The 23,834-nt window shown below is 71.4% G+C and carries 20 protein-coding genes; 9 read left to right on the forward strand and 11 right to left on the reverse strand.

Annotation, left to right across the window (positions count from 1 at the left end):
* The first annotated feature begins 1 nt into the window (after window position 1).
* Entirely contained in the window at window positions 2-907 is a 906-nt protein-coding gene (locus AB0C30_RS09110; protein WP_357941232.1) for a dihydrodipicolinate synthase family protein, read from the forward strand.
* Here AB0C30_RS09110 and AB0C30_RS09115 read toward each other — a convergent pair.
* Window positions 892-4,881 carry a S8 family serine peptidase gene (locus AB0C30_RS09115; protein ID WP_357941498.1) on the reverse strand — a complete coding sequence of 1,330 codons (3,990 nt, stop codon included), beginning with the start codon at window positions 4,879-4,881 and terminating at the stop codon, window positions 892-894. The two genes, AB0C30_RS09110 and AB0C30_RS09115, sit on opposite strands and share 16 nt — an antisense overlap.
* 137 nt (window positions 4,882-5,018) lie before the next feature.
* On the opposite strand from AB0C30_RS09115, the gene AB0C30_RS09120 reads away from it, so the two are divergent.
* Window positions 5,019-5,990 (forward strand): helix-turn-helix domain-containing protein, encoded by a 972-nt coding sequence (locus AB0C30_RS09120; RefSeq protein WP_357941234.1) that lies wholly within the window; start codon window positions 5,019-5,021, stop codon window positions 5,988-5,990.
* Between the two features lie 52 nt (window positions 5,991-6,042).
* Here the strand turns inward: AB0C30_RS09120 and AB0C30_RS09125 are convergent, their stop codons facing one another.
* From AB0C30_RS09125 to AB0C30_RS09135, 3 genes are all read right to left on the reverse strand, one after another.
* The gene (locus AB0C30_RS09125) at window positions 6,043-8,013 is read right to left on the reverse strand and encodes a hypothetical protein (protein WP_357941236.1); all 1,971 of its coding nucleotides are present in this window, start codon (window positions 8,011-8,013) and stop codon (window positions 6,043-6,045) included.
* 163 nt (window positions 8,014-8,176) lie between these two features.
* Window positions 8,177-8,965, reverse strand: coding sequence for an amidohydrolase family protein (locus tag AB0C30_RS09130; RefSeq protein ID WP_357941238.1), 789 nt, complete (start codon window positions 8,963-8,965; stop codon window positions 8,177-8,179).
* Window positions 8,962-9,774 carry an amidohydrolase family protein gene (locus AB0C30_RS09135; RefSeq protein WP_357941240.1) on the reverse strand — a complete coding sequence of 271 codons (813 nt, stop codon included), beginning with the start codon at window positions 9,772-9,774 and terminating at the stop codon, window positions 8,962-8,964. Before AB0C30_RS09135 ends, AB0C30_RS09130 begins: the two co-directional genes overlap by 4 nt.
* 83 nt (window positions 9,775-9,857) lie before the next feature.
* On the opposite strand from AB0C30_RS09135, the gene AB0C30_RS09140 reads away from it, so the two are divergent.
* Genes AB0C30_RS09140 through AB0C30_RS09155 form a run of 4 tightly spaced genes read left to right on the forward strand, consistent with a single transcriptional unit; the run spans window position 9,858 to window position 14,557 of the window.
* The gene (locus AB0C30_RS09140; protein WP_357941242.1) at window positions 9,858-11,834 is read left to right on the forward strand and encodes a hypothetical protein; all 1,977 of its coding nucleotides are present in this window, start codon (window positions 9,858-9,860) and stop codon (window positions 11,832-11,834) included.
* Window positions 11,835-11,844: 10 nt separating this feature from the next.
* Window positions 11,845-12,543, forward strand: coding sequence for an amidohydrolase family protein (locus tag AB0C30_RS09145; RefSeq protein WP_357941244.1), 699 nt, complete (start codon window positions 11,845-11,847; stop codon window positions 12,541-12,543).
* A gap of 23 nt (window positions 12,544-12,566) precedes the next feature.
* Window positions 12,567-13,346 carry an amidohydrolase family protein gene (locus AB0C30_RS09150; protein WP_357941246.1) on the forward strand — a complete coding sequence of 260 codons (780 nt, stop codon included), beginning with the start codon at window positions 12,567-12,569 and terminating at the stop codon, window positions 13,344-13,346.
* Window positions 13,343-14,557 carry a DegT/DnrJ/EryC1/StrS family aminotransferase gene (locus AB0C30_RS09155; protein ID WP_357941248.1) on the forward strand — a complete coding sequence of 405 codons (1,215 nt, stop codon included), beginning with the start codon at window positions 13,343-13,345 and terminating at the stop codon, window positions 14,555-14,557. Before AB0C30_RS09150 ends, AB0C30_RS09155 begins: the two co-directional genes overlap by 4 nt.
* A gap of 47 nt (window positions 14,558-14,604) precedes the next feature.
* Here the strand turns inward: AB0C30_RS09155 and AB0C30_RS09160 are convergent, their stop codons facing one another.
* Window positions 14,605-15,717: a CU044_5270 family protein gene (locus tag AB0C30_RS09160; protein ID WP_357941250.1), complete on the reverse strand. Its 1,113-nt coding sequence runs from the start codon at window positions 15,715-15,717 to the stop codon at window positions 14,605-14,607.
* Window positions 15,710-16,255: an RNA polymerase sigma factor gene (locus tag AB0C30_RS09165; RefSeq protein WP_357941252.1), complete on the reverse strand. Its 546-nt coding sequence runs from the start codon at window positions 16,253-16,255 to the stop codon at window positions 15,710-15,712. Before AB0C30_RS09165 ends, AB0C30_RS09160 begins: the two co-directional genes overlap by 8 nt.
* Before the next feature lie 138 nt (window positions 16,256-16,393).
* On the opposite strand from AB0C30_RS09165, the gene AB0C30_RS09170 reads away from it, so the two are divergent.
* Window positions 16,394-17,068: a histidine phosphatase family protein gene (locus tag AB0C30_RS09170; RefSeq protein ID WP_357941254.1), complete on the forward strand. Its 675-nt coding sequence runs from the start codon at window positions 16,394-16,396 to the stop codon at window positions 17,066-17,068.
* 33 nt (window positions 17,069-17,101) lie between these two features.
* Here AB0C30_RS09170 and AB0C30_RS09175 read toward each other — a convergent pair whose 3' ends face one another.
* Window positions 17,102-17,632 carry an AAA family ATPase gene (locus AB0C30_RS09175; RefSeq protein ID WP_357941256.1) on the reverse strand — a complete coding sequence of 177 codons (531 nt, stop codon included), beginning with the start codon at window positions 17,630-17,632 and terminating at the stop codon, window positions 17,102-17,104.
* A 78-nt stretch (window positions 17,633-17,710) separates the two neighbouring features.
* On the opposite strand from AB0C30_RS09175, the gene AB0C30_RS09180 reads away from it, so the two are divergent.
* Together AB0C30_RS09180 and AB0C30_RS09185 are read left to right on the forward strand one after the other, a co-directional pair.
* A complete protein-coding gene (locus AB0C30_RS09180) occupies window positions 17,711-18,883 on the forward strand; it encodes a CoA transferase (protein WP_357941258.1) in 1,173 nt (390 codons plus the stop codon).
* A gap of 70 nt (window positions 18,884-18,953) precedes the next feature.
* On the forward strand, window positions 18,954-20,444 hold the full coding sequence (locus AB0C30_RS09185; protein ID WP_357941260.1) for a carboxyl transferase domain-containing protein: 1,491 nt from the start codon (window positions 18,954-18,956) through the stop codon (window positions 20,442-20,444).
* Window positions 20,445-20,455: 11 nt separating this feature from the next.
* Here the strand turns inward: AB0C30_RS09185 and AB0C30_RS09190 are convergent, their stop codons facing one another.
* From AB0C30_RS09190 to AB0C30_RS09205, 4 genes are read right to left on the reverse strand one after another with little or no spacing between them, the layout of a single operon-like run.
* Complete coding sequence (locus AB0C30_RS09190) at window positions 20,456-22,459, reverse strand: hypothetical protein (protein WP_357941262.1); 2,004 nt, start codon at window positions 22,457-22,459, stop codon at window positions 20,456-20,458.
* Window positions 22,456-22,935 carry a SigE family RNA polymerase sigma factor gene (locus tag AB0C30_RS09195; protein WP_357941264.1) on the reverse strand — a complete coding sequence of 160 codons (480 nt, stop codon included), beginning with the start codon at window positions 22,933-22,935 and terminating at the stop codon, window positions 22,456-22,458. The genes AB0C30_RS09190 and AB0C30_RS09195 overlap by 4 nt, the downstream gene beginning before the upstream one ends.
* A gap of 51 nt (window positions 22,936-22,986) precedes the next feature.
* Window positions 22,987-23,382, reverse strand: coding sequence for a hypothetical protein (locus AB0C30_RS09200; RefSeq protein ID WP_357941266.1), 396 nt, complete (start codon window positions 23,380-23,382; stop codon window positions 22,987-22,989).
* The gene (locus tag AB0C30_RS09205; RefSeq protein WP_357941268.1) at window positions 23,379-23,825 is read right to left on the reverse strand and encodes a hypothetical protein; all 447 of its coding nucleotides are present in this window, start codon (window positions 23,823-23,825) and stop codon (window positions 23,379-23,381) included. Before AB0C30_RS09205 ends, AB0C30_RS09200 begins: the two co-directional genes overlap by 4 nt.
* Window positions 23,826-23,834: the final 9 nt, after the last annotated feature.

Genomic DNA, 23,834 nt, shown 5'->3' on the forward strand with positions numbered 1-23,834 from the left:
GGTGGATATTTCGGCACAAGTCCTCCGTGATCGTCTTCGCGGCACGCTGCTCGCCGCCGCGGCCACCCCCATGACGGAGTCGGGCGAGGTGGATCTCGGCGTGGTGTCGCGCTACCTCGCCGGGCTGGTCGAGGACGGTGCCGACGGGCTGGCGGTGCTCGCGCACACCGGCCGCGGGCCGTACCTGAGCCCGGACGTACGCGCCGCCGTGATCGAGCGCGCGGTCGCGCTCGGCGTGCCGGTCATCGTCGGCGTCGGCGGCTCGTCGGCGCATTCCGGGGGGGTCGCTCAGGCCGAGGAGCAGGCCCGGGTGGCCGCGAGGCTCGGCGCCGATGGCGTCCTGGTCTTCCCCGCCGAGGGCGACCGGCTGGGCGGCCACGAGGCGATCTGGCGGGCGGCCGGGATCCCCATGATCGCCTTCGACCTCTACACCCGGCCCTGCCCGCCCGAGACCATGCGGGACCTCCTCCGGCATCCCGGCGTGGCCGGGATCAAGACCGCGCTGCTGTCCGACGCCATGGGCTGCCAGCGTGCCATCACCCTGGCGAGGGAGGCGGACAGGCTGGCCATCACCGGCGAGGACCGCATGTTCGGCCCGTCGCTCCTGTGGGGCGCCGAGGCCGCCCTGGTGGGCCTCGCGGCCGCGTCGGTCCCGGTCACGGCCGCGGTCATGGCCGCCTACCGAGGTTCGGACCTGCGGGCCTTCGACGCGGCGTCGGGCCGCCTGGACCGCCTGGCCACCGCCACCTTCACCGAGCCCATGGAGGGCTACGTCCAGCGCATGCTGTGGCTCGCGGCGGCCGAGGGCCGCATCCCGGAGTCCCACGCCCACGACCCGTACGGCCCGCCCTTGCCGGAGCAGGAACGGGCCGCGGTGGCGAGGGCGGGGGGCTACCTCGCCAAGTAGGCGTCGGCGACGGTCTGCGTGACGGTGTTGCCGTCCTTGCCCTTCGCCTCGGCCTTGATCGTGATGCTGCCGGCCGGGTTGACCACCAGGACCTTGTAGGAGCCGCCCGGCGCCGGGAGGACCACGGCCGGCGTCCAGTGGGCGCCCTTGTCGGCGGAGGTCCAGACCCGCAGCGCGGACGCGCCGCCCTCGGCCTTGACGGTGAACGCGAACGGCCGGCCGGCCGCCACGGTGTCGTTCCCCGGCAGGTTGAGCTGGTACCGGAGCTGGATCAGCGGCAACCGGGCACACGGCTGCTTGTCGCCGAAGAGCAAGCCGTCCAGACAGGGGTAGGGGGCGTTGTCCTTCGCCGGCCGGGCGGATCGGAACGTCCAGGTGGACTCGACGCTGGTGCCCGGGTGCTTGCCGGTGAACCCGTCCTTCCACACATCGGTCAGCCGGTACGTGCCCGACCCGGCCGGCACACTGTAGTACGGCAGGCCGATCTCGTCGTACTGGGGCTGCACCTCCGTCTCGCCGCTGAACAGGTGGGTCTGCTCGTCGCCCGGCGCCCCCACGTAGGTGTGGCTGGGGTCGGAGGCGTCGGTGTAGTAGCCCAGGCCGGCCGGGACGAGCGCGCGCACCCGCATCCGGTCGCCCTGGCGGCAGCCGTCGCAGAAGATCCCCGGATCGACCCAGTCCGGCCGGTCAGGCCCGGCGGTGATCTGGGTGGGCATGAGGGCTTCGTTCCAGTCCTCCCGCTCCTGGGTGGCGCGGGTGAACCCCCGTTCGGACATGGCCAGGCGAGTGGTGTCCGTGGCGGGGTCGCGGAACTGATAGCCGCGCTGCCACAGCACCTCGCTGCCGGTCGTGTTGTAGTACTCGGTCCGGGTCACGGGCGCGTTGAAGAGGTGCGAGCCGCGGACGCTGAGCGGCTGGACGGGGATGTAGGTGTGGTCGACCTCGTTGAAGTTCGGGTACGGCCCCCACCTCCCCGCCTGCATGGGGAACTGGGCGTGGTAGGTGGTGTCGATCGCGGTCAGGTCGCGGGCCTTCGGGGCGAAGGTCAGGCGGCCGGCGGTGACGCCCTTCACGTAGTAGGCCAGCTTGTACTCGAACGGGCTGGTCGGCTGGACGGTCAGCTTCCCGGCCGGGTACGGCTTGCGGGCCATGGCCTTGCCGAGGGTGTCGGCTTCGGCGCTGTCGAGCCACAGGAGGGGCAGCTTGTTCTGGGCGAGGTAGGCGTCGGCGCTGAGGATCCAGGCGAAGCGGTCGCTGGTGATCACACCCGCGGCCCCGCCCTTGATCGCCGTCTCCATGTCGGTCAGGAGGAGCTGCAGTGAGTTCCTGGCGGGGAGGTAGACCAGCTTGCCGCGTATGTCCGCGCCGATGGTGGTCAGGCTCAGCCGCTGGTCGGCGGCGAACTTGGGCACCAGGGCGTCGTGCTCACTGACGTAGCGCGGGTGCAGCGACAGGCCCGGCACGCTCAGCGAGACCTCCGGCGCCCGGCGGATCTGGTCGAACAGGAACGTGAAGGTGCCCACGGTCGGCTTGGACGTCAGGGGCGTGACCCAGTAGTTACCGGTGATGGCCGGCTCGTAGCTCAGCAGCGAGGCGCCGGCGTACATCCGTCCCGAGGCGGTCGTGCGGACGTTCATCACGTTCAGGAACACCGGCTCCGACTCGCGCGGCGTGCTGATCCGCAACTGCTCGGTCTTCGTCGCGTCCAGGGTGATCGTGGTCTCGCCGGTGAGCTTGGTCTCGGGGGCGATCAGCAGGCCGTACTGGAGCTGGCGGGCCGGCATGGTGTACCACCACGGCTGGGCGCTGATGGAGTAGACGCCGCCGTGGGCGAGCTTCACGTCCACCTGCACCGTGCCGGGCACGTCGGTGGTCCGCCAGTTCTCGGTGACCACGGTGAGCGGCTCGCCGGCCAGGATCGGATCGGTGTCGCTGACCCTGATCACGGCCAGCGGTCCGGGGTTCAGCTTCGTCCACTCGGGCTTGCCGACGAGCTTGACGTGCACCGTGTCCATCTGGGCCTGCTTACGGAAGGCGATGGGGGCCGTCAGCCGGTCGGTCCCGGCCGTCGCCGTCAGGCGGCCCTCGTACCAGCCGGGGTCGCCGAGCTTGGGCTCGATGGTGAGGTCCGCGGCGGCGGTGCCGCCGGCGGGGACGGTCACCGACGACGGCGTGATCGTGGCCATCCCGGCGGGCGCCTGCGTGCCGTCGTGCGTCAGGGCCACCGACAGGGCCAGCGTGACGGGGTCCTTGCCGGTGTTGCGGTAGGTCACCTTCTTGGTGAGCGTCTGGCCGGTGTACGGGTCGGTGAACCCGGCCGACACCGCCGACAGGTCGTCGAAGACCTGCTGGGTGACGGCCCGGCCGATGTCCAGCCGGCCGGCGCCCTGGTCGTACGGCGAGGTGGCGTCAAGGGGCTGCGCGGTGCCCACCAGGGCGGTCTTGAGCTGGTCGGGCGTCCAGTCGGGATGCTGGGCGGCCAGGATGCCCGCCGCGGCGGCCACGTGCGGCGTGGCCATCGAGGTGCCGGACGCCGCCGTGTAGTTGTCGTCGATCGGGCCGCCGCCCGGGACGCTGCTGCCCTCGCCGAGCGAGGTCCCGGCCGCGCGGGCCGCGATGATGTTCACGCCGGGCGCGGTGATCTCCGGCTTGATCGCGAAGTCGTCGCTCAGGCGCGGGCCGCGGCTGGAGAACGACGCGATCTTGTCGGCGGAGTCGACCGCCCCGACCGTGAGGGCCGAGGTCGCCGCGCCGGGCGCGGCCACGGTGAACCGGTCAGGGCCCGAGTTGCCCGCCGCGACCACGAACAGCGTGCCGTACTCGGCGGTCAGGTCGTTGGCCGCCTGGCTCAGCGGGTCGGTGCCGTCGGTCGCGCCGTTGCTGCCCAGGCTCATGTTGACCACCCGGGCGTGCTCGGTGGCCGCCTGCCACTCCATCGCCGCGATGATCTCGGAGTTGTTGCCGCTGCCGGTGTCGTCCAGCGCCTTGGCGATGGTCAGCCGGGCACCGGGCGCGACGCCCTTGTAGCGGCCGTTGGACGCGGCGCCGCTGCCCGCGATGATGCCCGCCACGTGGGTTCCGTGGCCGAACTTGTCGGAGACGTTGGCCGGGTCGCCGCCGCCGGGACTGCCCGCCGGGACGAAGCTGCGCGCCTCGGCGATCCTGCCCTGAAGGTCGGGGTGCCGGGCGTCGATGCCGGTGTCGATGATGCCGACCGTGGCGCCGGTGCCGTCGAACCCGGCGGCCCACGCCTTCGGCGCGCCGATCTGCGGGTTGCTGACGTCGTCGAGCGCCTTGGCCTTGCCGTCGAGCCACACCTTGCGCAGGCCGCTCTCGAGGGCGGGGGCCGCCTTCGCCTTGGCCTCCGACGGGGTCGTCTCCCCGGTTACGGACTGCCAGAACGCTCGGGCCTGCTTCTTGTCGACCTTCAGCGCGGCGCCGTCGATGCTCTTCAGGACCAGCGGTTCCGCGCCGCCCTTCAGAGACCGGGCCTTGCCCGCGACGTCGCCGGACTTCACCTGCGGCTGGTACTGGACGATGAGGGGCAGCCGATCGGCCTTGGCGTCGCCGTACCCGTTGACGGCCAGGTAGTCGACGTTGAACAGCTCCTTGTCCAGCAGACCGCTGCTGACGTAAGGCCCGGCGTCGGCGGGGATCACGTAGTAGCCGTGCTCGTCCTGCTGGGCCTGGTAGGTCGTCGCCTCGTGGCCGTCGCGGGGGTCCACGACGACCGCCGCGCGGCCCGCGGCGTCCTTGGAGTAGGTGACGGTGTCCCCGGTGACCAGGGTGATCTTGACGGGCGCCGTACCCGGTGCCTTGACGGCGGCGGGCGCGTTGGCGGACCCGTTGGCGGGCGCCTCGGCGGGTGCGGCGGCGGGCGCGGCGGTGGCCGGCTCGGCTACGGCGACCAGCGGCACCGCCAGCGCGAACGCGAGTAAGGCCCCGAGACCGCGTCGCCGGGGGGTGGACAGCATGCGCACGGCACTCTCCTGTGCGGTGGAGATCGTTTCCTCGCTGACCTAATCTGGGAATCAGTCAGGGCACAAGTACGCCGGAGGGGCCAAAACCCGCCAGGTGGCGGTATCCCGCCATCGGTCAGAAGGGTGCCGCCATGCTCGAAGCGATCGGCCTGTCACCGGCCGAGAGCCGCCTGTACACGATGCTCGTCGAGAATCCGCGGTCATCGGCCGCCGAGCTCGCCACGCACTGCGGGGTGTCGACGCCGCTGGCCGCGCGCACGCTCGCCGGATTCGCCAGGCGCGGGCTGGCCAGCCGCCTGCCCGGCCGCCGCGCCCGGTACGTGGCGGTCGCGCCGGACATCGCCATCCGGCCGATGCTCAGCCGCCAGGAGGAGGAGCTGCACCAGGTGCGGACGGCCATCCACGAACTCACCGCGTCGTTCCAGCGGGCCTCGCGCTACGCGGCGCATCCGGCCGAGCAGGTGGAGGTGGTCATGGGCACCGACAACATCATCAGCCGGGCGTACGCGCTGCAGGACAGCGCGCAGAGCATGTTCCGCAACATCGACAAGCCCCCGTACGTCATGCCGGACCACTCGAACAACGTCGAGCGGGAGCAGCGGATGATCCAGGCGGGCGTCGACTACCGCAGCGTCTACGACCTTGAGGTGCTGGCGATGCCCGGCCGGCTGGAGCTGATCCAGGACGCGGCGGCGCGCGGCGAGAAGGCGCGCGTGGTGGCGGACGCGTCGGTGAAGATGTGGATCGCCGACGACGCGCTGGCGCTGATCCCCATCCGCAACGGGGCGTACTCGATCGACGCGGCGTTCATCCTGCACCACTCGGCGCTGCTGGACGCGCTGATCGCGCTGTTCGAGCGGGAGTGGCTGCGCGGCTTCCCGTTACGCGCCGTGCCCCGGCCGCCCGCCGCCGACGGCCCGGACGAGCTGGCCAGGGACCTGCTGGCGCTGATGGCCGGGGGACTGACCGACGAGGGCATCGCGCGGGCGCTCGGGCTCGGGCTGCGTACCGTGCAGCGCCGCATCCACGACCTCATGCAGGACCTCAACGCCATCACCCGCTTCCAGGCGGGGATGGCGGCGAGGGAACGTGGGTGGATCTGACGGGCTTGGCGCTCGTTTTGTCGGCTCAGCGACGGCTCTCGGTCTGACGGGGTCAGCGGCGGCCTGAGATGGCGATGCGGACCAGGTCGCGGCCGCGCACGCCGTACAGGGCCTGGCCGGAGGGGTCCAGGGCCAGCTTGGGCTCGCCGCCGAACCACTGACCGGCCAGACCCTCGACGATCGTCTTCGCCGTGAACGTGACCAGGTCCAGCTTGTACACCTTGTCGCCGTCGGTGCAGTAGGCGACGCGGCCGGTGACGAACAGCTCGCCGCCCTTGGCGCCCACCTTCAGCGTCCTGGTGACCTTCTTGCGGATCAGGTCGAACTCGAACACCTCACCCGTGCTCGCCATGCCGTACAGGGTGATCGGGCCCAGCGCGAGGGAGGCGATGTACCGCGCGCCCGCGATCGGCTCGACTTGCCACAGCAGCTTCCGTTTGACCAGGTCGAACGCGGCCAGCCTGGCGCTCGTGGTGACGGGCGGCAGCCCGAGGCCCTCCTGGGTGGTGGTGCCGAGGTAGGCGGTGCCGAGGCGGGTGGCGACGGAGTAGACGGTCTGCCGCTCGACGGCGGGACGATAAGTCTCGTACGTGCCGGTACGCGGTGAGTAGAGCGACAGCGCGCCGTTCATGTGGCCGGGCTCCGGCTGCGTGGGCATCACGACCAGGCCCGTCCGCGCGTCGTAGGCCAGGTCGCGCGGCCGGTCCTGCTGGTTGCCGGTACGGGCCAGCAGCTTCGGCTCCGCGTCCCCCGGCCGGTAGGAGTAGAGCGCGGCCTGGGTGTAGACGCCGAGGTAGGTGGTGCCGCCGACGGTCAGCAGCGTCTTCGGCTCGCCCGAGATGCCCAGCCTGCTCACCTTGCCCGTGGCCAGGTCGTGGACGTCGGCGCCGCCCTTGCCGCCCACGTAGACGCGGCGGCCGTCGGAATGGACCGACATCGGCTCCTCCGGCGCCGCCTTGAGCCCGCGCTGCACCAGGTTGAGGTAGTCGAGGGTGCCCGTCGCGGGGTCGTACACGAAGACCGCGCTGTCCTGGATGCCGTAGACGCGCCCCTCGTGGGCCAGCAGCCGGTGTGTGAGCGCCTCGAAGTACGGCACGCCGAGCGCTTCCAGCTTGCCCGTGGCCAGCTCGTAGCGGTAGAAGGTGCCCGAAGGGCGGCCGGAGAAGTAGACGTAGCCGTCGTGGATCAGCACCGCGACGACGTACTTCTCGCCCGGAGCCGTGGCCTTGACCAGCTTGTAGTCCCCCGGCGCGGTCTTGTCGAGGACGACCAGCTCGGCGAGGGAGTTCATACCGCCCGCTATGTGGGTGTCGGAGATGTTCATGCTCGACACCCAGTCGCGGTCGGCCAGGGCGGCCGGGAGCAACTCCCGCTTCTCGCCGGTCGCCCGGTCGATCGCGACGAGGTGGGCGTGGGAGCCGACGCCCGCGTAGACGTACTTGTCGTCGGCCTGGATGCTGCGTACGTACGCCTCGCCGGGGGCGGGCTGGCCCAGGTCGCGGCTGGTGCCCGTGGCCGGGTCGTACTCCCAGACGCGGCCCGGCTCCGACGTGCCCATGTAGACCTTGCCGTCGGGGGAGGAGGCCATGGTCCAGATGTAGTGGTCGGGGTATTCGGCGACCTTCGTCACCTGTCCCGCGACGGTGTCGATGCGGTAGAGGTCGGAACGGGCGTGCGTGCCCACGTAGACGTCGGTGCCCACCCGGCACATCGCCCAGATCCCCACGCCGGTGGGGATGTCGAAATGGGTGGTGACCGAATCCTTGGCCAGGTCGTAGGCGCCCACCACGTTGGGAGACAGGCCGCGGGAGCCCACGTACAGGACGCCGCCGACGAACTCGCCGTTGCCCAGCGGGCTGGCGACGCTCGCGGGCCCGAGGCCGGTGACGGTGCCCTCGGGCTCGCGGCTGCTCCTGGTCTCCGCGCCGGACTGGGCTGCGGCGGTCCGGGCCTGGATGACCGGTACGGCGGTGAGGGAGGCGGCCGCGGCGGCCGCTCGCAGGAAACGACGACGGGGGATCATGTGCGGCTCCCTTGGTGAAGTTGCGCCGCACGCTATAACGGACCAGGCCGTAATGTCCAGAAGGCTTCGGGCCGCTGAGGCCGCCGCCCCTCTGGCAGTCCGCCTCGGACCCCTCCCGACCGCCTCGGATCCCCCGGACCGCCTCGGATCCCCCGGACGGCCGCTAGAGGGCCGTCTCCAGGCCGAACAGTTCCGCCGCGTTGCGCCACGCGATCCGCTCGGCCGTCTCGCCGGTGAGGTTCGCCGCGGCGACCGAGCCGAAGGCCGATGACGGGTCGATGAGCGTCGCGTCGGTGCCGAACAGCAGTTGCCGCGCGTCCACGTTCGCCGCCACCTCGGCGATGCGGCCCGCCGGGGCGTGGGACCAGCAGGGCTCCAGGTAGAGACGGTCGCAGGCGCTGGCCGCCTCGATCGCGTACCTGAACCCGTCGGCGCCCATGTGCCCGGCGATCACCCGAAGCCCCGGCGTGTCGAGGCAGACCTGGGCCAGGTCGAGCACTGAGGGACCCCAGGTGTGGACCAGCGCCGGGCAGCCCGCCGAGGCGACCAGTTCGAGGGCGTCGAGCAACTGGGGCGAGGTGGCGGGCGAGCCCGTGTAGTCGGTGTGGATCTTGACACCGACGAACCGGCCGGTAGGCAGGTACTCGGCCAAGTCCCGGACCGCCTCCTGGAGCCTGCGGGGATTGATGGTGACATAGCCGTACAACCGATGTCGGCCGCCTTCGACCCCGCCGTCCGGGCTGTCTCCGCGCCCGCCCACCCCGCCGTTGCCCTGGTCGTTGAGGGCGGCGGCCAGGGCGCGGTTGCCCGCCGGGGCGTCGTAGATGACCGCCTCGGTCGACGACACGATGGCCCGGTCGATGCCGTAGCGGTCCATGGTGGCGAGGGTCGCCCCCGCCACGTCCATGGTGAAGAACCAGGGGCCCCAGTGGGCGTGGACATCGATGATCATCCGAGTAGCCTCCTGGCGTTGCCGCCCGCCACGGCGGCCACCTCGTCGGGCTTCAGGCCGCTGGTCGCCAGCCTGAGCAGCGGGACAATGGGTTCGTAGTGGGGGGTCCGCGAGCCGTACAGCAGCCGGTCGGCGCCGAGTTCCGCGGCGACCGTCTCCAGCGCGTCGGGGGAGTTGAGCAGGCGGGTGGAGGTGTGGAAGCCGGGCTCGTCGGCGGCGGCCACCAGGAAGTCGCCCAGATGGTAGAAGTGCGTGTCGAGGAAGACCACCCTGGCCTCCAGTCCAGCGAACGGCTGCCAGAACCTGCGTACGTCGCCACCGGTCAGGACCGTCATATCCAGCCGCGTCGCCCGCCGGGCGACATGCCGGACCGACGGAAAACCGGCCTCCACACCCTGCTCGTCCGGAAACAGCCGGACCGCCCGCACACCCGCGGCCGCGAGACGGTCCATCTCCCGTCCCGCACCCACGGGATCCCGCAGATCCACCACCCCGACCGGCACGAACGCCGCAGACGAACCTCCGCCGGACGCCGCCGCGCCGGGCGCCGTCAGATCATCGGGCGCGGCCAGCGCGAGGGTCGCGTCGTTGCCCGAGCGTACGTCGAAGAGTGCCGCGCGCAGGCTCGCCACCGCCCCCGCCCGGATCCGGTGCGCCGCCAGCATCGCCCGTACGGTGGCCGGCGTCCCGGGCGGCCCGTCGCGGTCCGGGTAGGCGCCCACGAGCACGTCGACGTCCAGGGCCACCTCCAGCCCACCGATCAGCCCCCAAGCGTCGAACACCATACCGGCCTTGTCCCTAATCGCCATGCGGCCAATCATGCCATTGACGAACGGCGCGCAGAAGATTACGGTCAGGGCCATAATTGCTCAGAAATGAACGCGAGGCCCACATGCTCCGCTCACTCATGGTCGTCGTGGCCGGCCTGTTACCCGCCCTCCTCACAGCCCCCACCGCCGAAGCCGCTGCCGTCGCCAATTGTGAGAGCCCGGCGGTGGAGACGTTCGGACCGGCGTCGGTCACCGGTGCGATCGTCGGCGCCGTCGTCCACGAAGGACACGCCTACGTCGTCGAACGCGGCCCCAAGCCGCCCGTACTGGCGGAGATCGACCTGGCCACCCGCAAGGTCGTCAGGAGCGTCACGCTCCCCGACGGCCCGGCGGCGGGCGAGGCGGAGGGTGGCTGGGCCACCGCCGTGTCCGGCGGCAAGATCTATGTCGGCACGTACCCGGTCCCCGACCTCTACAGCTTCGACCCGGCGACGGGTGAGGTGAAGCACCTGTACTCGTTCGGGAAGAACGGCGGTTTCGTCTGGAGCCTGACCGCGGCGCCCGACGGCACCCTCTACGCGGGGACGTACCCGGACGGCAAGGTCTGGGAGTACGTTCCCAGCACCGGCGCGGTCCGGAACTTCGGCGTACTGGCGCCCGGCGAGCGTTACGTCAGGGCCATCGCCGCGGACGCCGACCATGTCTACGCGGGCCTGCTCGACAAGGCCCAGCTCATGTCGATCGACCGGGCCACCGGCGCGGTCACGCGGCTCGCCACCGGCCCCACCGGCTTCGGCGCCGTCGCCGAGTACGGCGACCGCGTGCTCGCGGCCAGCGGCGGGACCCTCATCGACGTGCGCAAGGACGGTACCGACCTCCGGCAGCCCGCCCTGGCGGAGGGCAGCCTGGACATGCTCACGGTGGCCGCCGACGGCACGGTCTACGCCACCACCCGCCCGGACGGCGCCGTCTACCGCTACCGGACGGGCGACGCCACGCTCACGAAGATCGCCGACCCGCCGTCCCTCGGCGACGAGACCAGGCGACTGCAACTGCTCGACGACAACACCCTGTTCGGCGTCTCGGGCAGCGGCGGCATGTGGTGGCTCGACCTGCGTACGGGCAAGTCGGAGTTCGTGGACCTGATCGAGGCCGGAATACCCGCCGGCGCCGAACGGCCGCAGAGCATGCTGCTCGTGCCCAACCGCGCCCTCTACATCGGCGGGCACTTCTCCATGGAGGTCCGCGACCTGCGTACGGGCGCCAAGCGCAGGTTCCGCCTGCCCGGCGAGCCCAAGGACCTGGTGCGGCGTGGCAACAAGATCTACGCGGCGATGTACCCGAGCGGGCAGATCCTCTCCATCGACATCCGCACCGACCAGGTGCGCGGGCTCGGCTACCTGGGCCACGACCAGCAGCGGCCGTGGGACATCGAGTACGACCCGCTGACCGACAAGCTCCTGGTGGCCTCCGCGCCGCTCGGCGCCAAGCTGTCGGGCGCCCTGTCCGTGGTCGACCCGGACACCGGCAAGATGGACGTGTACGTGGACGTCATCCCCGGCCAGAGCCTGATGAGCCTGTCGCTGGGCGCCGGCGTCGTCTACCTGGGCGGCGACGTGCTCGGCGGCGGGGGCACTCCGCCGGTCAAGACCTCGGCGTCCGTGGCGGCCTTCGACCTGAGGAAGCGCAAGGTGCTCTGGCAGGTCGATCCCGTCGCCAATTTCCGTACGTTCCAGGACATCAAGGTGCACCGCGGGCTGCTGTACGGGGTGTACAAGCGCGACTCGGGAGCCTGGATCGCGCTGGACCTGGCCACCAAGAAGGTGGTCAGCCAGGGCAAGCTCGCCGGCTACGGAGAGCTGACCGCGCATCGGGGCAAGGTGTTCGTGTCCACCTTCTTCGGCGGCGGCAACGCCTACGAACTGGGCACCGACGCCAAGCTGCTGGCCACCGGCCTGGGCGACGAGTGGTACACCAACCCCCAGCTCCACTTCGAGCCCGGCAGCTGGCGGGCCTGGGCCCTGGTGGGGCGGAACCTGGCCCGGATCAGGCTCGACCCCGGCTGCCCGCCCTTGACCATCCCGGCGACCGCTGGCTAGATTTCGGTCTGTGCCGAAATCAGTGATCGATGCCCACCGGCTGATCGGCCCCGTACCGTTCGACGCCCTGCCGTCGGACCCCGGGCCCGAGATGGACCGGCTGGGCATCGACCGGGCCTGTGTGACCCACACGCTCAGCCTCTACTCGGACGCGCAGGCGGGCAACGAGGCCCTCCTGAGACTGGACGACCCCCGGCTCATCCCGGTGCCCGTCGTGGTGCCCGGCGTGACGGGGGCGTCCGCGCCGGTCGCGGTTCACGAGGTGCTGGGGTGGAACGTCCGCATGATCAGGCTCTGCCCCGAACGCCACCGCTTCGACCTCACCGGCCCGATCGCCCTGCGCTGGCTGGCCGCCATCGCCCTGCCCATCGCGATCGACCTGGACGAGACGTCGCCCGCCCAGCTCCGCACACTGCTGGAGCGGCTGCCCGAGCAGCGCGTCCTCCTGCTCAACCCCGGCTACCGCCGCCTGCGCGCGGTGGCCGAACTGATGGCGGAGACCCGCCGCCTCTGGCTGGAGATCGGCACCGTCAACACCCAGGGCGGCGTCGAATGGCTCGCCCACCGGTTCGGGGCGGACCGGCTGGTCTTCGGTACGGGCGCACCGATCGCCGACGACTGCGGCCCTCGCTTCCTCCTCGACCACCTCGACCTGGAGCCGTCCGCCGTCGACCTGATCGCCGCCGGCTCCCTGAGCGGGCTGCTGTGACCCTCGTTCCTGAGCCGGCCGACGTGAGCCCTCTTCCTGGGCGGGCTGATGTGGTGCTCGACGCGCACGGTCACGTCGGCGACTGGCCCGATTTCCTCATCCCCGATCCGTCCGCGGACGGCCTGGTGGCCACGATGGACCGGATCGGCGTCACCGCGATGGGCATCAGCCACCTGCTCGCCGTCGGCCCGGACGCCGTACGCGGCAACCGGCTGGCTGTCGAGATCGCCGAGCGCTTCCCCGGCCGGTTCGGCGTCTGGCAGGTCTACAACCCGCACCACCGCACGCCCCTGACCCTGGAGGGCGTGTGGGGCGTGAAGCTGCATCCCGACGTACACCAGTGCCGTCTGGACGACCCGCTCTACGACCCGGTGTGGGAGCTCGGCCTGCCCGTTCTCGCCCACGGCCAGACCGATTCGCCGTGGAGCGACCCCGCCCAGTTCGCCGCCGTCGCCGCCCGCCATCCGGCGGTGCCGCTGCTGATGGGGCATACCGGGCTCTGGGCGTACGGCTTCGCCCGCGCCGCCCGTCTGGCGGCCGACCACCCGAGCCTCTACCTGGAGATCTGCGGCTCCAAGATGACCGGCCGCTGGATCGCCCGGCTCGTGGACATGATCGGGGCCGAGCGGGTGGTGTTCGGCTCGGACGCCTGCTTCCTCGACCTACGCACCGGTTTCGGCCGCATCGCTCTCGCCCCGCTCACTGACGCGGACCGCACCCTCGTCCAGGGCGCGAACCTCGCCCGCCTCCTCGACCTTCCCCGGCCTTCCCCGACGTCGCATCGAAAGGGACGTTCCCCGTGACACTCGCCCTCCACGGCGGTACGCCGGTCCGCTCGGCGCCCTGGCCCGCGTGGCCGCCGCCGCTCGACCCGGCCCAGCGCGCTCTCGTCACCGAGGTCCTGGAGAGTGGCCAGTGGGGCGCCACCCAGGGTGGTTCCACGGTCACGGACCTGACCGCCGCGTTCGCCCACAGGTCCGGCGTGCCGTACGGCGTGGCGGTCGGGAACGCGACACTGGGCCTGTTCGCCGCGCTGAGAGGTCTGGGCGTGGGGCGGGGCGACGAGGTGATCGTGCCCGCCTGCACGTTCGTCGCCTCAGCAACGGCGGTGCTCCTGGCCGGTGCCACGCCCGTGATCGCCGACGTGAACCCGGTGGACCTGCACCTCTCCCCGGAGGCCGTCGAAGCGGCGGTGACGGACACAACGGCCGCCATCATGCCCGTCCACCTGGCCGGCAGCCCCGCCGACATGGACCCCCTCAACGCGCTGGCCGCCCGCCACGGCCTCGTCGTGGTCGAGGACACCGCCCAGGCGCACGGCGCGACCTACAAGGACCGCCCGGTCGGCGGCCTGGGCGACGCCGGGGTCTACAGCTTCCAGGCGACCAAGGCCATGACGGCGGGCGAGGGCGGCTTGATCGTCTGCCGCGACGAGGCCGCGTATGAGGCGATCTGGTCGGTCTGCAACCTCGGCCGTCGGCTCGGCGGTCAGTGGTACGGCCACCCATCGGTCGGCTGGAACCTCCGGCTCACCGAGATCCAGGCCGCCCTCCTGCTGCCCTGGCTCGACCGCCTCGACACCGAGATCGCCCGCCGCGAGGCCTTCTGCGCCGCCGCCGAACACGAACTGGGCACCGAGTGGTGCGTAGCGCACGGCGGTGAGTCGGCGGGTGTGGGTTCGGTGAGTGTGGTGCCGCGGCCGCCTGGTACCACCCGGGATTCCCGCCATCTGCTCATGCTCCGCTTCCACGAGCCGGTGGACCGGGAGTTCCTGTTCGCCGCCATGGCCGCCGAGGGGGTGCCGCTCGAAGGCGGGTACCCGCCGCTCGGGACGATGGCGGCGCTCGTCAGGGAGGGCGCGCGGGTGGAGCCGTGCCCGGCCGCCGAGGCGGCGGCTCGGGAGGTGGTCTGGGTCCGGCAGTCGATGCTCATGGACGATCCCCGCCACGCCGCCCACCTGGCCGAGGCCCTGGCCAAGGTGCTGGCCGCCATGCCGCCGCGCGGCCAGGTGTGACCACTGAACCCCGGCCGCGCGCCCTCCGCCGCTGGGGTTCACACCCCCTATTTCCCCTTCGTGCATCCCTTCGGGGGAGAAGCCGGTGGGCCGGACCAGCCCGACTCGGGACCGCGAGCGTGGTAGCTCATGACCTCACCCTTTGTCGCCCCCAGAGCCGTGCGAGCCGCGTAGGTGATGGAGGAGAGTGTCTCCCCCGTCCCGGGGTTGAGGATCAGCCTGTGGTAGACCGGTAGCTCCTTACGTGGTTTGTCGGAGTACACGAGGGAGCCGCCCGCCTCGCCGGTGTCCACGGATATGCCCTTTCTGCCCAGGGGGTCCGTCACCGTGCCGACGACCTTGGTGGTCGGCAGACCGGCCAGGACGCGGATGATCGCGGCGCGCGTGGCGGGGCTGATCGGCATGTGGAGGAGGTTCGCGGTAGTAGGCAGGAACTTCTCGAAAGGCTCCGTGAAGCCGCGGCCCTTCCAGATCTCGTGGTAGGAGTGAAGCCGCTCCATGAGCTTGGTGGGATCGGCGGGGATGGCCGCGAGATCGGCCATGGTGAACTCGCTGATCGTCCGGTCAGGATACGTTCCCGTGGGATCAATCTTTGAGCTGTACCTGCAGTCCTGCGGCTGATCGGCGATCGGAACGGAAGGGCACGGCCCGCCGTACTCGCAGCGGCCCTTGACCCGGCCGGGAGCTCCCGCCGCCTGCCAGGCGCGCTCGTCCGCGGTCGTGGCCGGGCGGGCGCTTTCCCGCCGCCACACCTGCATGAGCGCCAGATCGGCGGGGTCGCGCGGCTGCCAGGTCTCCCGTCGCCCGCTCACCACGAGCGTGTAGCCGCCGGTGGACAGGTAGTTGCCGTCGATCTCCACCTCGCGCCAGTAGGTGTTGCTCTCCGCCGGGAGCTTCTCGATCCTGTCGGCCAGGTCGAACAGCTCCTGGTTGACCTTCGGCGGCTTGAGCACGGCAGGAGCGGAGGCCAGGTTCGTCACCAGCGCGAAGACCACGGCCACGATCGCGGCCGTGGCCAGTGGCGCCCACAGGACCCACGGGCGAGGCCGGGCCCGAGAGACCGGGGCGGCGGCCGAGCGGGCGCGGGCGCGCGCCACGACTTCGGGCGACGGCGGTCGAGCGTCGGGCAGGGCGCGAGCGAGCAGGTCCATCTCATCCATCGGAGTCCTCCTTCAGCGGGTTGACGGAGCCGAGTGCCCTGCGCAGTTGTTTGCGCGCCCGGTTCAGCCGGGACGCGACGGTTCCGAAAGGGATTCCCAGGGCGGCCGCCACCTCGGCATGGCTCAGCCCGCCCAGCGCGACCAGCAGGACCACGTCCCGGTCGCGCTGCTTCAGCCCGGCCAGCGCCCCCGCCAGCGGCCCGGTGTAGCGGGCGGCGTCCACCCGGTCGAGCACCTCGTCCTCGTGGCTCGCGACATCGCGCTCCGCCGCCTTGGCGATCGCCTTCCACCGCCGGATCTCGGTACGGCGATGCCGCGCGACGAGATTGGTCGCGATGCCGTACAGCCAGGGCCGTACAGCGCCGATCGACGGGTCGTATCCCCCATGCAGGGCGATCGCGAACACCTCCGCGGCCAGGTCGTCGGCCACGTCCTCGGACAGGCGGCGGGCGACGTAGCGGTGGATGTCGGCGAAGTAGTCGTCGAAGAGGTCTGGTGGAACCGGTAAGCGTTCCGCTCCGTAACGGGGATTGTGCACTATCACGCCAGTTGTTGCCCTTTCGCCGGGAATGGTTTCACGTTCGGGGGAGAGGGTGCGGCGGAGGTCAGGCCCACCTCCGCAGAGACAGATCTACTTTGTAAAGGCGCCCGGCGCATCTATGACACCATGCACTACATGGGACCGTCGCGGATCCTCGCCGTACGACATGGCGAAAGCGAGGCGAATGCCGCCTACCGGCGAGCGGGCGACACGCCACTCGTCTACGAGCGTGGCGATGACGAGGTGACCCTGACGGACCTGGGCCGGCGGCAGGCCGGGGCGCTCGGGCACTTGCTGGGGGCGCTGCCGGAGGAGGAGGCGCCCGAGTTCGTGTGGTGCTCGCCCTACCAGCGTGCGCTCGACACCTGGGCGAGCGCCTCAGAGGTGTGGCGGACCTTGCCGGTGACGACGGACGAGCGGCTCAGGGATCGGGAGCGGGGGATGCTCGCCCCGTACAACGAGGCGGAGATCGGGCGGCGCCATCCCGAGGAACTGGCCCGCCAGCGGGCGGCGGGGGACTACGACTATCGGCCGCCGGGCGGTGAGTCGGTGGGTGACGTGGCGGTCCGGGTGCGTGCGGCGGTCGGTGACCTGGGCGCGCGGGCCGCTGGGCGGCGGGTGCTGATCGTCGCGCACGACGCGGTGGTGCTGACCCTGCGGCATGTGATCGCCGAGACGCCGGACGCCGAGCTGGCCGCCATGGATGAGTTCGCGCCCGTGCTCAACGCGTCCGTCTCGACGTGGGAGGCGCTGGACGGCCGTCTGGAGCTGCTGTCCTTCAATGACGTCGACCACCTGCGGTCCTTATAGCGACCTCGACCACCTGTGGTCCTTATAGCGACCTCAACCGCTTTTGATGAGATCGGCCCGGCCCCGCGTGTCGTCGGCGTCGAACCAGGCCTGCTCCGTGGCGAACCACACGCGCCACCGCGGTTCCAGCTCCGGCCCGTCGCGCTCGATCACCCGGCGCAGCCGCACCTCTTCGGGGGCCTCCACCCAGATGGTGAACGCCAGCAGATGGGCCGCCGATCGGCGGGCCGTGCCCACGCCTTCGATGATCAGGACCGGTGCGGCAGGGACCGTGATCAGGTCCGTGTATTCGCCGCGTACCCAGTCATAACGGCGGAACGCGCCCGGGAGTCCGCGCTGGAGCGGGCGGAGCACCTGCGTGTCGAGGGCGTCGAACCAGCCGCCGGGGCCCTCGTCCCATGGGACCGGGAAGTCGTCGCTGTGCACCACCTGGCAGCCGAGTTCGGCGGCCAGTTCGCCGGCGAACGTGGTCTTGCCCGACCCGGCGGGGCCGTCGACGGCGACCAGCCGGACCGGCCCGCACGACGGATCGAGCGCCTGGATGCGGCGGGCGGGCGATTCCACGGCTCCCAGGGTAGGTGAAGGAGACACGAAGCCTGAAAGACTACTCTTTCGCCACGAACGCAATTCTGGAGGCTGACCTTGCCCGGACCCCTTGGTGACATCGTGGTGCTGGATCTGTCCAGGGCCTTGGCGGGCCCGCACGCCGCTCAGATGCTCGGCGACCTCGGCGCCCGGGTGATCAAGGTGGAGCATCCGGACGGAGGAGACGAGTCTCGAGGCTGGGGGCCGCCCTTCGTCGGGCCGGATCACGATATTTCCACCTATTTCCTGGCAGCGAACCGCAACAAGCAGTCCATCGCCATCGACCTGAAGTCCGCCGACGGCAAACAGCTCGTCGAGCGCCTGGTACGCCAGAGCGACGTGCTCATCGAGAACTTCCGTACCGGCGTGCTCGACCGCCTCGGCTTGTCCGTCGAGCGGCTGCACGAGCTCAATCCACGCCTGGTCATCCTGTCGATCACCGGCTTCGGCCACGACGGGCCCGAGGGCGGCCGGCCGGGCTACGACCAGATCGCCCAGGGCGAGGCCGGCCTGATGTCGCTGACGGGCCCCTCGCGCGACGAGCCGTACCGCGTGGGCGCGTCCATCGCCGACCTGCTCGCGGGCATCCACGGCGCGTACGGCGTGACCGGAGCCCTGTACGAGCGCGAGCGGACCGGCAGGGGCCGGGTGGTGCGTACGTCGCTGCTGGCCGCCGTCACCGGTGTGCACTCCTACCACGGCACGGCGTGGACCGTGGGCGGCCAGGTGCCCGGCGCGAACGGCAACCACCACGCCTCGATCGCCCCCTACGGCGCCTTCCATTGCGCCGACGGGATGCTGCAGATCGCGGCGGCCAACGACGGCCAGTGGAAGAAGGTGGCCGCTCTACTGGGCATAGACCCAGATGTGGCTAAATATGCGACGAACAGGGAGCGATTCGCGCACCGGGATGAGCTGATCGCCGACATGGAGAAGGCTCTGGCCGCGCACGACCGCGGCCACTGGCTGGCCAGGCTCGGCGAGGCGGGAGTGCCCGCGGGCGCGATCCGCTCGATCGACGAGGTCTACACCTGGGACCAGACCCGCTCGCAGGGCCTGGTGATCGAGGTGGACCATCCCGTACTCGGCCGCATCGAACTGCCGGGCCCCCCGCTGCGCTTCGAAGACGGCCACGAAGAGAGTGCCACCGAGGTGACGCACACCGCGCCGCCCGCCCTGGGCCAGGACGGCGACGCCGTGCTCAGCTGGCTGGAAGAGCGCGAGGGGTGATGCGAATCCGATGGCACCGGCGGGCGCTCTGGTGCGTCAACATTCCAACATCGCCGGTTAGTAGGGAGCCATGGTGAGCCGTCCGGACGCGCGCACACTGATCGAAACGGTCCTCGACGCGGGATCGTGGAAGTCGTGGGACGCGCCGCCCGCCGATCCGGTGGCGCCGGGCTCCTCCTACGCCGACGAGCTGGCCGCGGCCCGCGCCAAGTCCGGCTACGACGAGTCCGTCGTCACCGGCGAGGGCCTGCTCGACGGGCGGCGGGTGGCCGTGGTAGTCTCCGAGTTCTCGTTCATGGCCGGGTCGATCGGGGTGGCGGCGGCCGAGCGGGTCGTCGCCGCCGCCGAGCGGGCCACCCGTGAGCGGCTGCCGCTGCTGGCCGCGCCCGCCTCGGGCGGCACCAGGATGCAGGAGGGCGCGCTCGCGTTCGTGCAGATGGTGAAGATCACCGCCGCGGTGCAGGCGCATCGCGGGGCGGGGCTGCCCTTCGTGGTGTATTTGCGGCATCCGACGACCGGTGGGGTGTTCGCGTCCTGGGGCTCGCTCGGGCATGTCACAGCCGCGGAGCCGGGGGCGCTGATCGGGTTCCTGGGGCCGCGGGTGTTCGAGTCGTTGCACGGTTATCCGTTCCCCGAAGGCGTACAGGTGGCGGAGAACCTGCACGAGCACGGGCTGGTCGACGCCGTGGTGTCGGCCGACGACGCGCGGGAGGTGGCGATCAGGGCGCTGTCGGTGCTGTGCGCCGAACGTACCGGGCTGGTCGCCGGCGAGCCGCCCGAGGAGGACCTGCGGCCGGTGGAGGCGTGGGAGGCGATCACCCGCTCGCGCCGCGACGACCGTCCCGGCGCGCGCACGCTGCTCAAGCTGGCCGCCACCGACGTGACCCCGCTCACCGGCAACGGCGCGGGCGAGAACGAGCCGGGCCTGCTGCTGGCGCTGGCGCGGTTCGGCAGCGCGCCGGCCGTCGTGCTCGGCCAGGACCGGCGCCGGGCGCGGCCCAGCTCGCCGCTCGGCCCCGGCGGGCTGCGGATGGCCAGGCGCGGTATGCGGCTGGCCGCCGAGCTGGGGCTGCCCCTGGTCACCGTGATCGACACGGCGGGCGCGGCGCTGTCGAAGGCGGCCGAGGAGGGCGGGCTGGCCGCGGAGATCGCCCGCTGCCTGGCCGACCTGGTCATGCTCGACGCGCCGACGGTGTGTCTGCTGCTCGGTGAGGGCGCGGGCGGCGCGGCGCTGGCCCTGCTGCCCGCCGACCGGGTGCTGTGCGCGCAGCACGCGTGGCTGTCGCCGCTGCCGCCGGAGGGCGCTTCGGCGATCCTCTACCGCAGTGTGGACTTCGCGCCGGAGATCGCTCAGCAGCAGCGGGTGCGGGCCACCGACCTGCGGCGTGACGGGATCGTCGACCGGGTGATCCCGGAGGTGCCCGACGCCGCGTACGAGCCGCGCGCGTTCTGCGAGCGGGTGGGACGGGCGCTGGAGTACGAGATCGCCGGGCTGCTGGCGCGCAGCCCGGCGGACCGTCGAGCGGCCCGCCAGGCCCGCTACCGCAACCTGGGCGGCTAGCCTGGGGCCCGTTACCGCGAGGGCTCCTTCGGCTCGTACGTCCAGAGCACGCCTCCGTCGGCGCCGTAGCCGGTGAACCGCATGCCCGGCCAGGACAGCCCCTGGTTGCCGACCGCCTTGGGCACCGGCCCGGCGAACAGCAGCACGCCCTGGTCCCAGGGGTCGGGCACCGTGCTCGCGGTCAGGCGCCCGCCGCCCTTGAGCGTGACGTCGACCTTGGCCGTGCCGGGCACGGTGAAGCCGTACCACTCCTGCCGGCCTCCCGACCACTGCAGCGGGAGCTCCGGCGCGGCGATCATGTCGCTCAGCTTCCCGCCCGGGACGGCCTGGAAGGAGCCCGGCTGTTCCTTGCCGTCCTTCGTCCACTTGACGCACGTGTCGGCGTACAGGTGGGCGGTGAGCCCGCCGGGGAAGACATGGCCGGCGTCGAGGGGCTTCTTGTCCTCCCAGCACCAGCCGCGCCGCGTCAGGTCGACCTGTTCGATTTGCTTGCCGCGCACCTTGTACGCGAAGGCGCGCACTTTCGCGTCGCTCGGGTATCTGACCCACCACACGGGCGCGGGCAGGTCCTTGCCGCGCGTCAGGGTGGCGGGCAGGCGGCGTCCGTCCTCCAGCACCGCGTCGATCGACAGCCAGTCGTCCTCGGCCGCGCCGAAGGCGAGGACGCTTCCCGGCAGCGGCAGGTAGGTCTCCACCCGGCCGCTGGAGAAGCTGTCGGACGGCGGTTCGGGCCGCACCCGGGCGCAACCGATCTGCTCCCCGCCGTCGGCGCCGGTGCCGCCGGTGCCGCACAGCTGCAGGTCGTCCTGGTAGGGGTACTTGCCGAAGGAGAGCCGTACCGGTCCGTTGCTGAAGTCGTCGGTGCCGGGGACGGTGATGGGCTCGCCGGTCTGTTTGAAGTTCGACTTCGGAGACGCGGTGCTGCGTGGTCTGTCTTCACGCCAGAGCTGCTTGCCCGCGGCGTCGTAGCCCGCCCACCAGCCGCCGAGGGACCAGTCGACCGGTGGCAGGTGCGCGAGGGTGAACAGGTTGCGGTCGAGGTTCCACGGATCGGGTATGCCCTGCATGGTGATCGGGGCGTCGGAGCCGAGCACTATCTGGATCTTGACGGTGTCCCTCTTCGTGGCGGTGTAGATGAGCCCGTCCTCGGAATGGATCATGGGTGCCTTGGCCGTCATCGGATCCTTCAGGTCGAGGTTGACCCAGCCGAGCTCCTTGGCCCCGCGGAACCAGAACACACTGCGGCCCTGGACCTTGTCGTCGTAGGGGCGCACCATGACCTCACCGGGCAGCCGCATGGGCTGGCCGATCGGTGTGTGCCTGCTGCTCTCGCCGGCGAGGCGCCTGGGCGAGGTGTCCGAGCCTCGCCTGCCACGCGCGTCGGTGAACTCCACCGTGGACACCTTGTCCCCGGCCGACAGCGCCAGGGTCCAGATGACCATCGGGGCGCCCTCGGACCGGTGCACGGTCGCGTCGACGCGCCGGCCGTCCGCCAGCACGGCCGTGACCTTCGCCACGTCGTTGTCGGCGATGCCGTAGTCCACGTAGGCGGACGGGGTGTCGGCGCGGGTGGAGCCCTCGTACATGCCGCTACGTTCCATGATCCTGGCCATGAGCAGGTCGTGGCACGAGCCGTACGGATCGCCGTCCGCCGGGACGGCGACGAAGCACACTTCGGGGGAGCCGAGCCGACCCCGGGCGAACCACAGGCGCAGCGGCTTGCCCCGCGCTGGGTCGTTCACCACGACCTGTTCTCCGGCCGCCGTCTTGCCCTGCATGAGCTGCTTGTAGACCTCGTCGGGGTCGCTCGCGCTGTTCCGGCCCAGACCCCCGTTGAGCAGGATGGGGACGAAGATGGCCAGCAGCGCGATGGGCAGGGCGGCGAGCAGCCACCGCCCGCGCGGCACCGGCGGGGGAGTGCGGCGCTGGACCTTGAGCCAGGCGTTCGGATCGGCCTCGTAGGTCTGGGCGCGGGCTTCGAGTGCCGCCCGCAGGCGTGCTTCGAGGTCGCTCACTGGTCCTCCTCCTTCAGCGCCTTGCCCAGCGCGGCCAGGGCCCTGCTGGCGTGGGTCTTGACCGAACCCGTCGAGACGCCCATGACGTCGGCGATCTCGCGTTCGGACAGGTCGAGCCAGTAGCGCAGGACGAGCGCCTCGCGCTGCCTGCGCGGGAGGCGGTCGAGCGCCGCGAGCAGTTCGCGGTGCTCCTCGGCGACGATCACCGCGTGCTCGCTGCTGCGTTCATGCTCGGGAGGATCGGGGCGGCGCAGCCGGACCAGCCTGAGGTGGCGCAGGCGGTTGCGGGTGAGGTTGCAGACAATCGTGCGCAGGTACGACACGGCCGCCCCGTCGTCGCGCAGCCGTCTGATGTGCAGCCGGGAGAACGCCTCCTGGGCGATGTCCTCCGGGTCGTCGGCGCCGAGCAGGCCCGCCAGCCGTACCAGGGGGTGGTAGTGGGCGGCGAACAGCTCGGCGAATGACGGCTGCGCCATGGTGGAGGAGTCGATCACAGTACAGAGACACCCAAGACGGGCGTCGGTTGACTAGGGGACGGGAATCCGTTCGACGCGGATCGAGAAGACCTCCTCACGGGGCACCACGACCTCATAGGCGCCGTGGTCGACCATCCAGTAGCCGAGCGCCTCCGCCTTCATGCCGCTGTGGCCGGTGTAGGCGATGTGCAGGCCGTCGTCGTCCTCGTCGAGCACGATGCACGGCTCGCCGCCGAACGCACCGACCGTGCGGATCAGCACCAGCCAGTCGAGCTCGGCGCGGCCGACCGTACGCCGCCAGTAGCCGGAGCCGGGCTCGAACCCGTCGAGCTCCTCCTCGCTGAACAGCACCACCTGGTCGCTGTCGGGGCCGAGCGCGGCGGGCAGCGTGCGCTCGGCGAACCGCGCGACGAAGCCGGCGGCCACGGGGGTGATCTCGTCACTCATGCGGCGGGCCGCCAGGTGAGCCCGTCGTAGGTGGCGAACGGCCGCTCCTGTTCGGGGGTGATGTGCACGATCTCCGCCCCCGCGGGGATGGGGATCGGCGTGGTGTGGAACTGCGGGACCACGTGCTCGCGCGAGGTGGTGAACCCGTTTCCGGCGAACGGTGGCGCGTCGCTCCAGTCACCGCCCATATGCGGTCCGTACGGAACGGCGTAGGTGTCGGCGTCACGGGCGTACCAGCGCATGACATAGAGCTCGGGCACGTCGGCCGTCAGCTCCGATCCCTCGAACGAAAGGTCGAGTCCGTAGTAGAGCTGTCTGGGGGTCGTCAGCCGGACGCAGTCCTGAAGCCGGTAGACGTAGCCGGAGATGACCGTGCGTTTACCCGATAGGTATGGCACGAGCAGACGCGGCGGGACGACCTTCTGCATCTGCGTTCTGCTCACTGTTCTACT

This window comes from Nonomuraea sp. NPDC048901 (assembly GCF_040649695.1).
Classification (GTDB): domain Bacteria; phylum Actinomycetota; class Actinomycetes; order Streptosporangiales; family Streptosporangiaceae; genus Nonomuraea.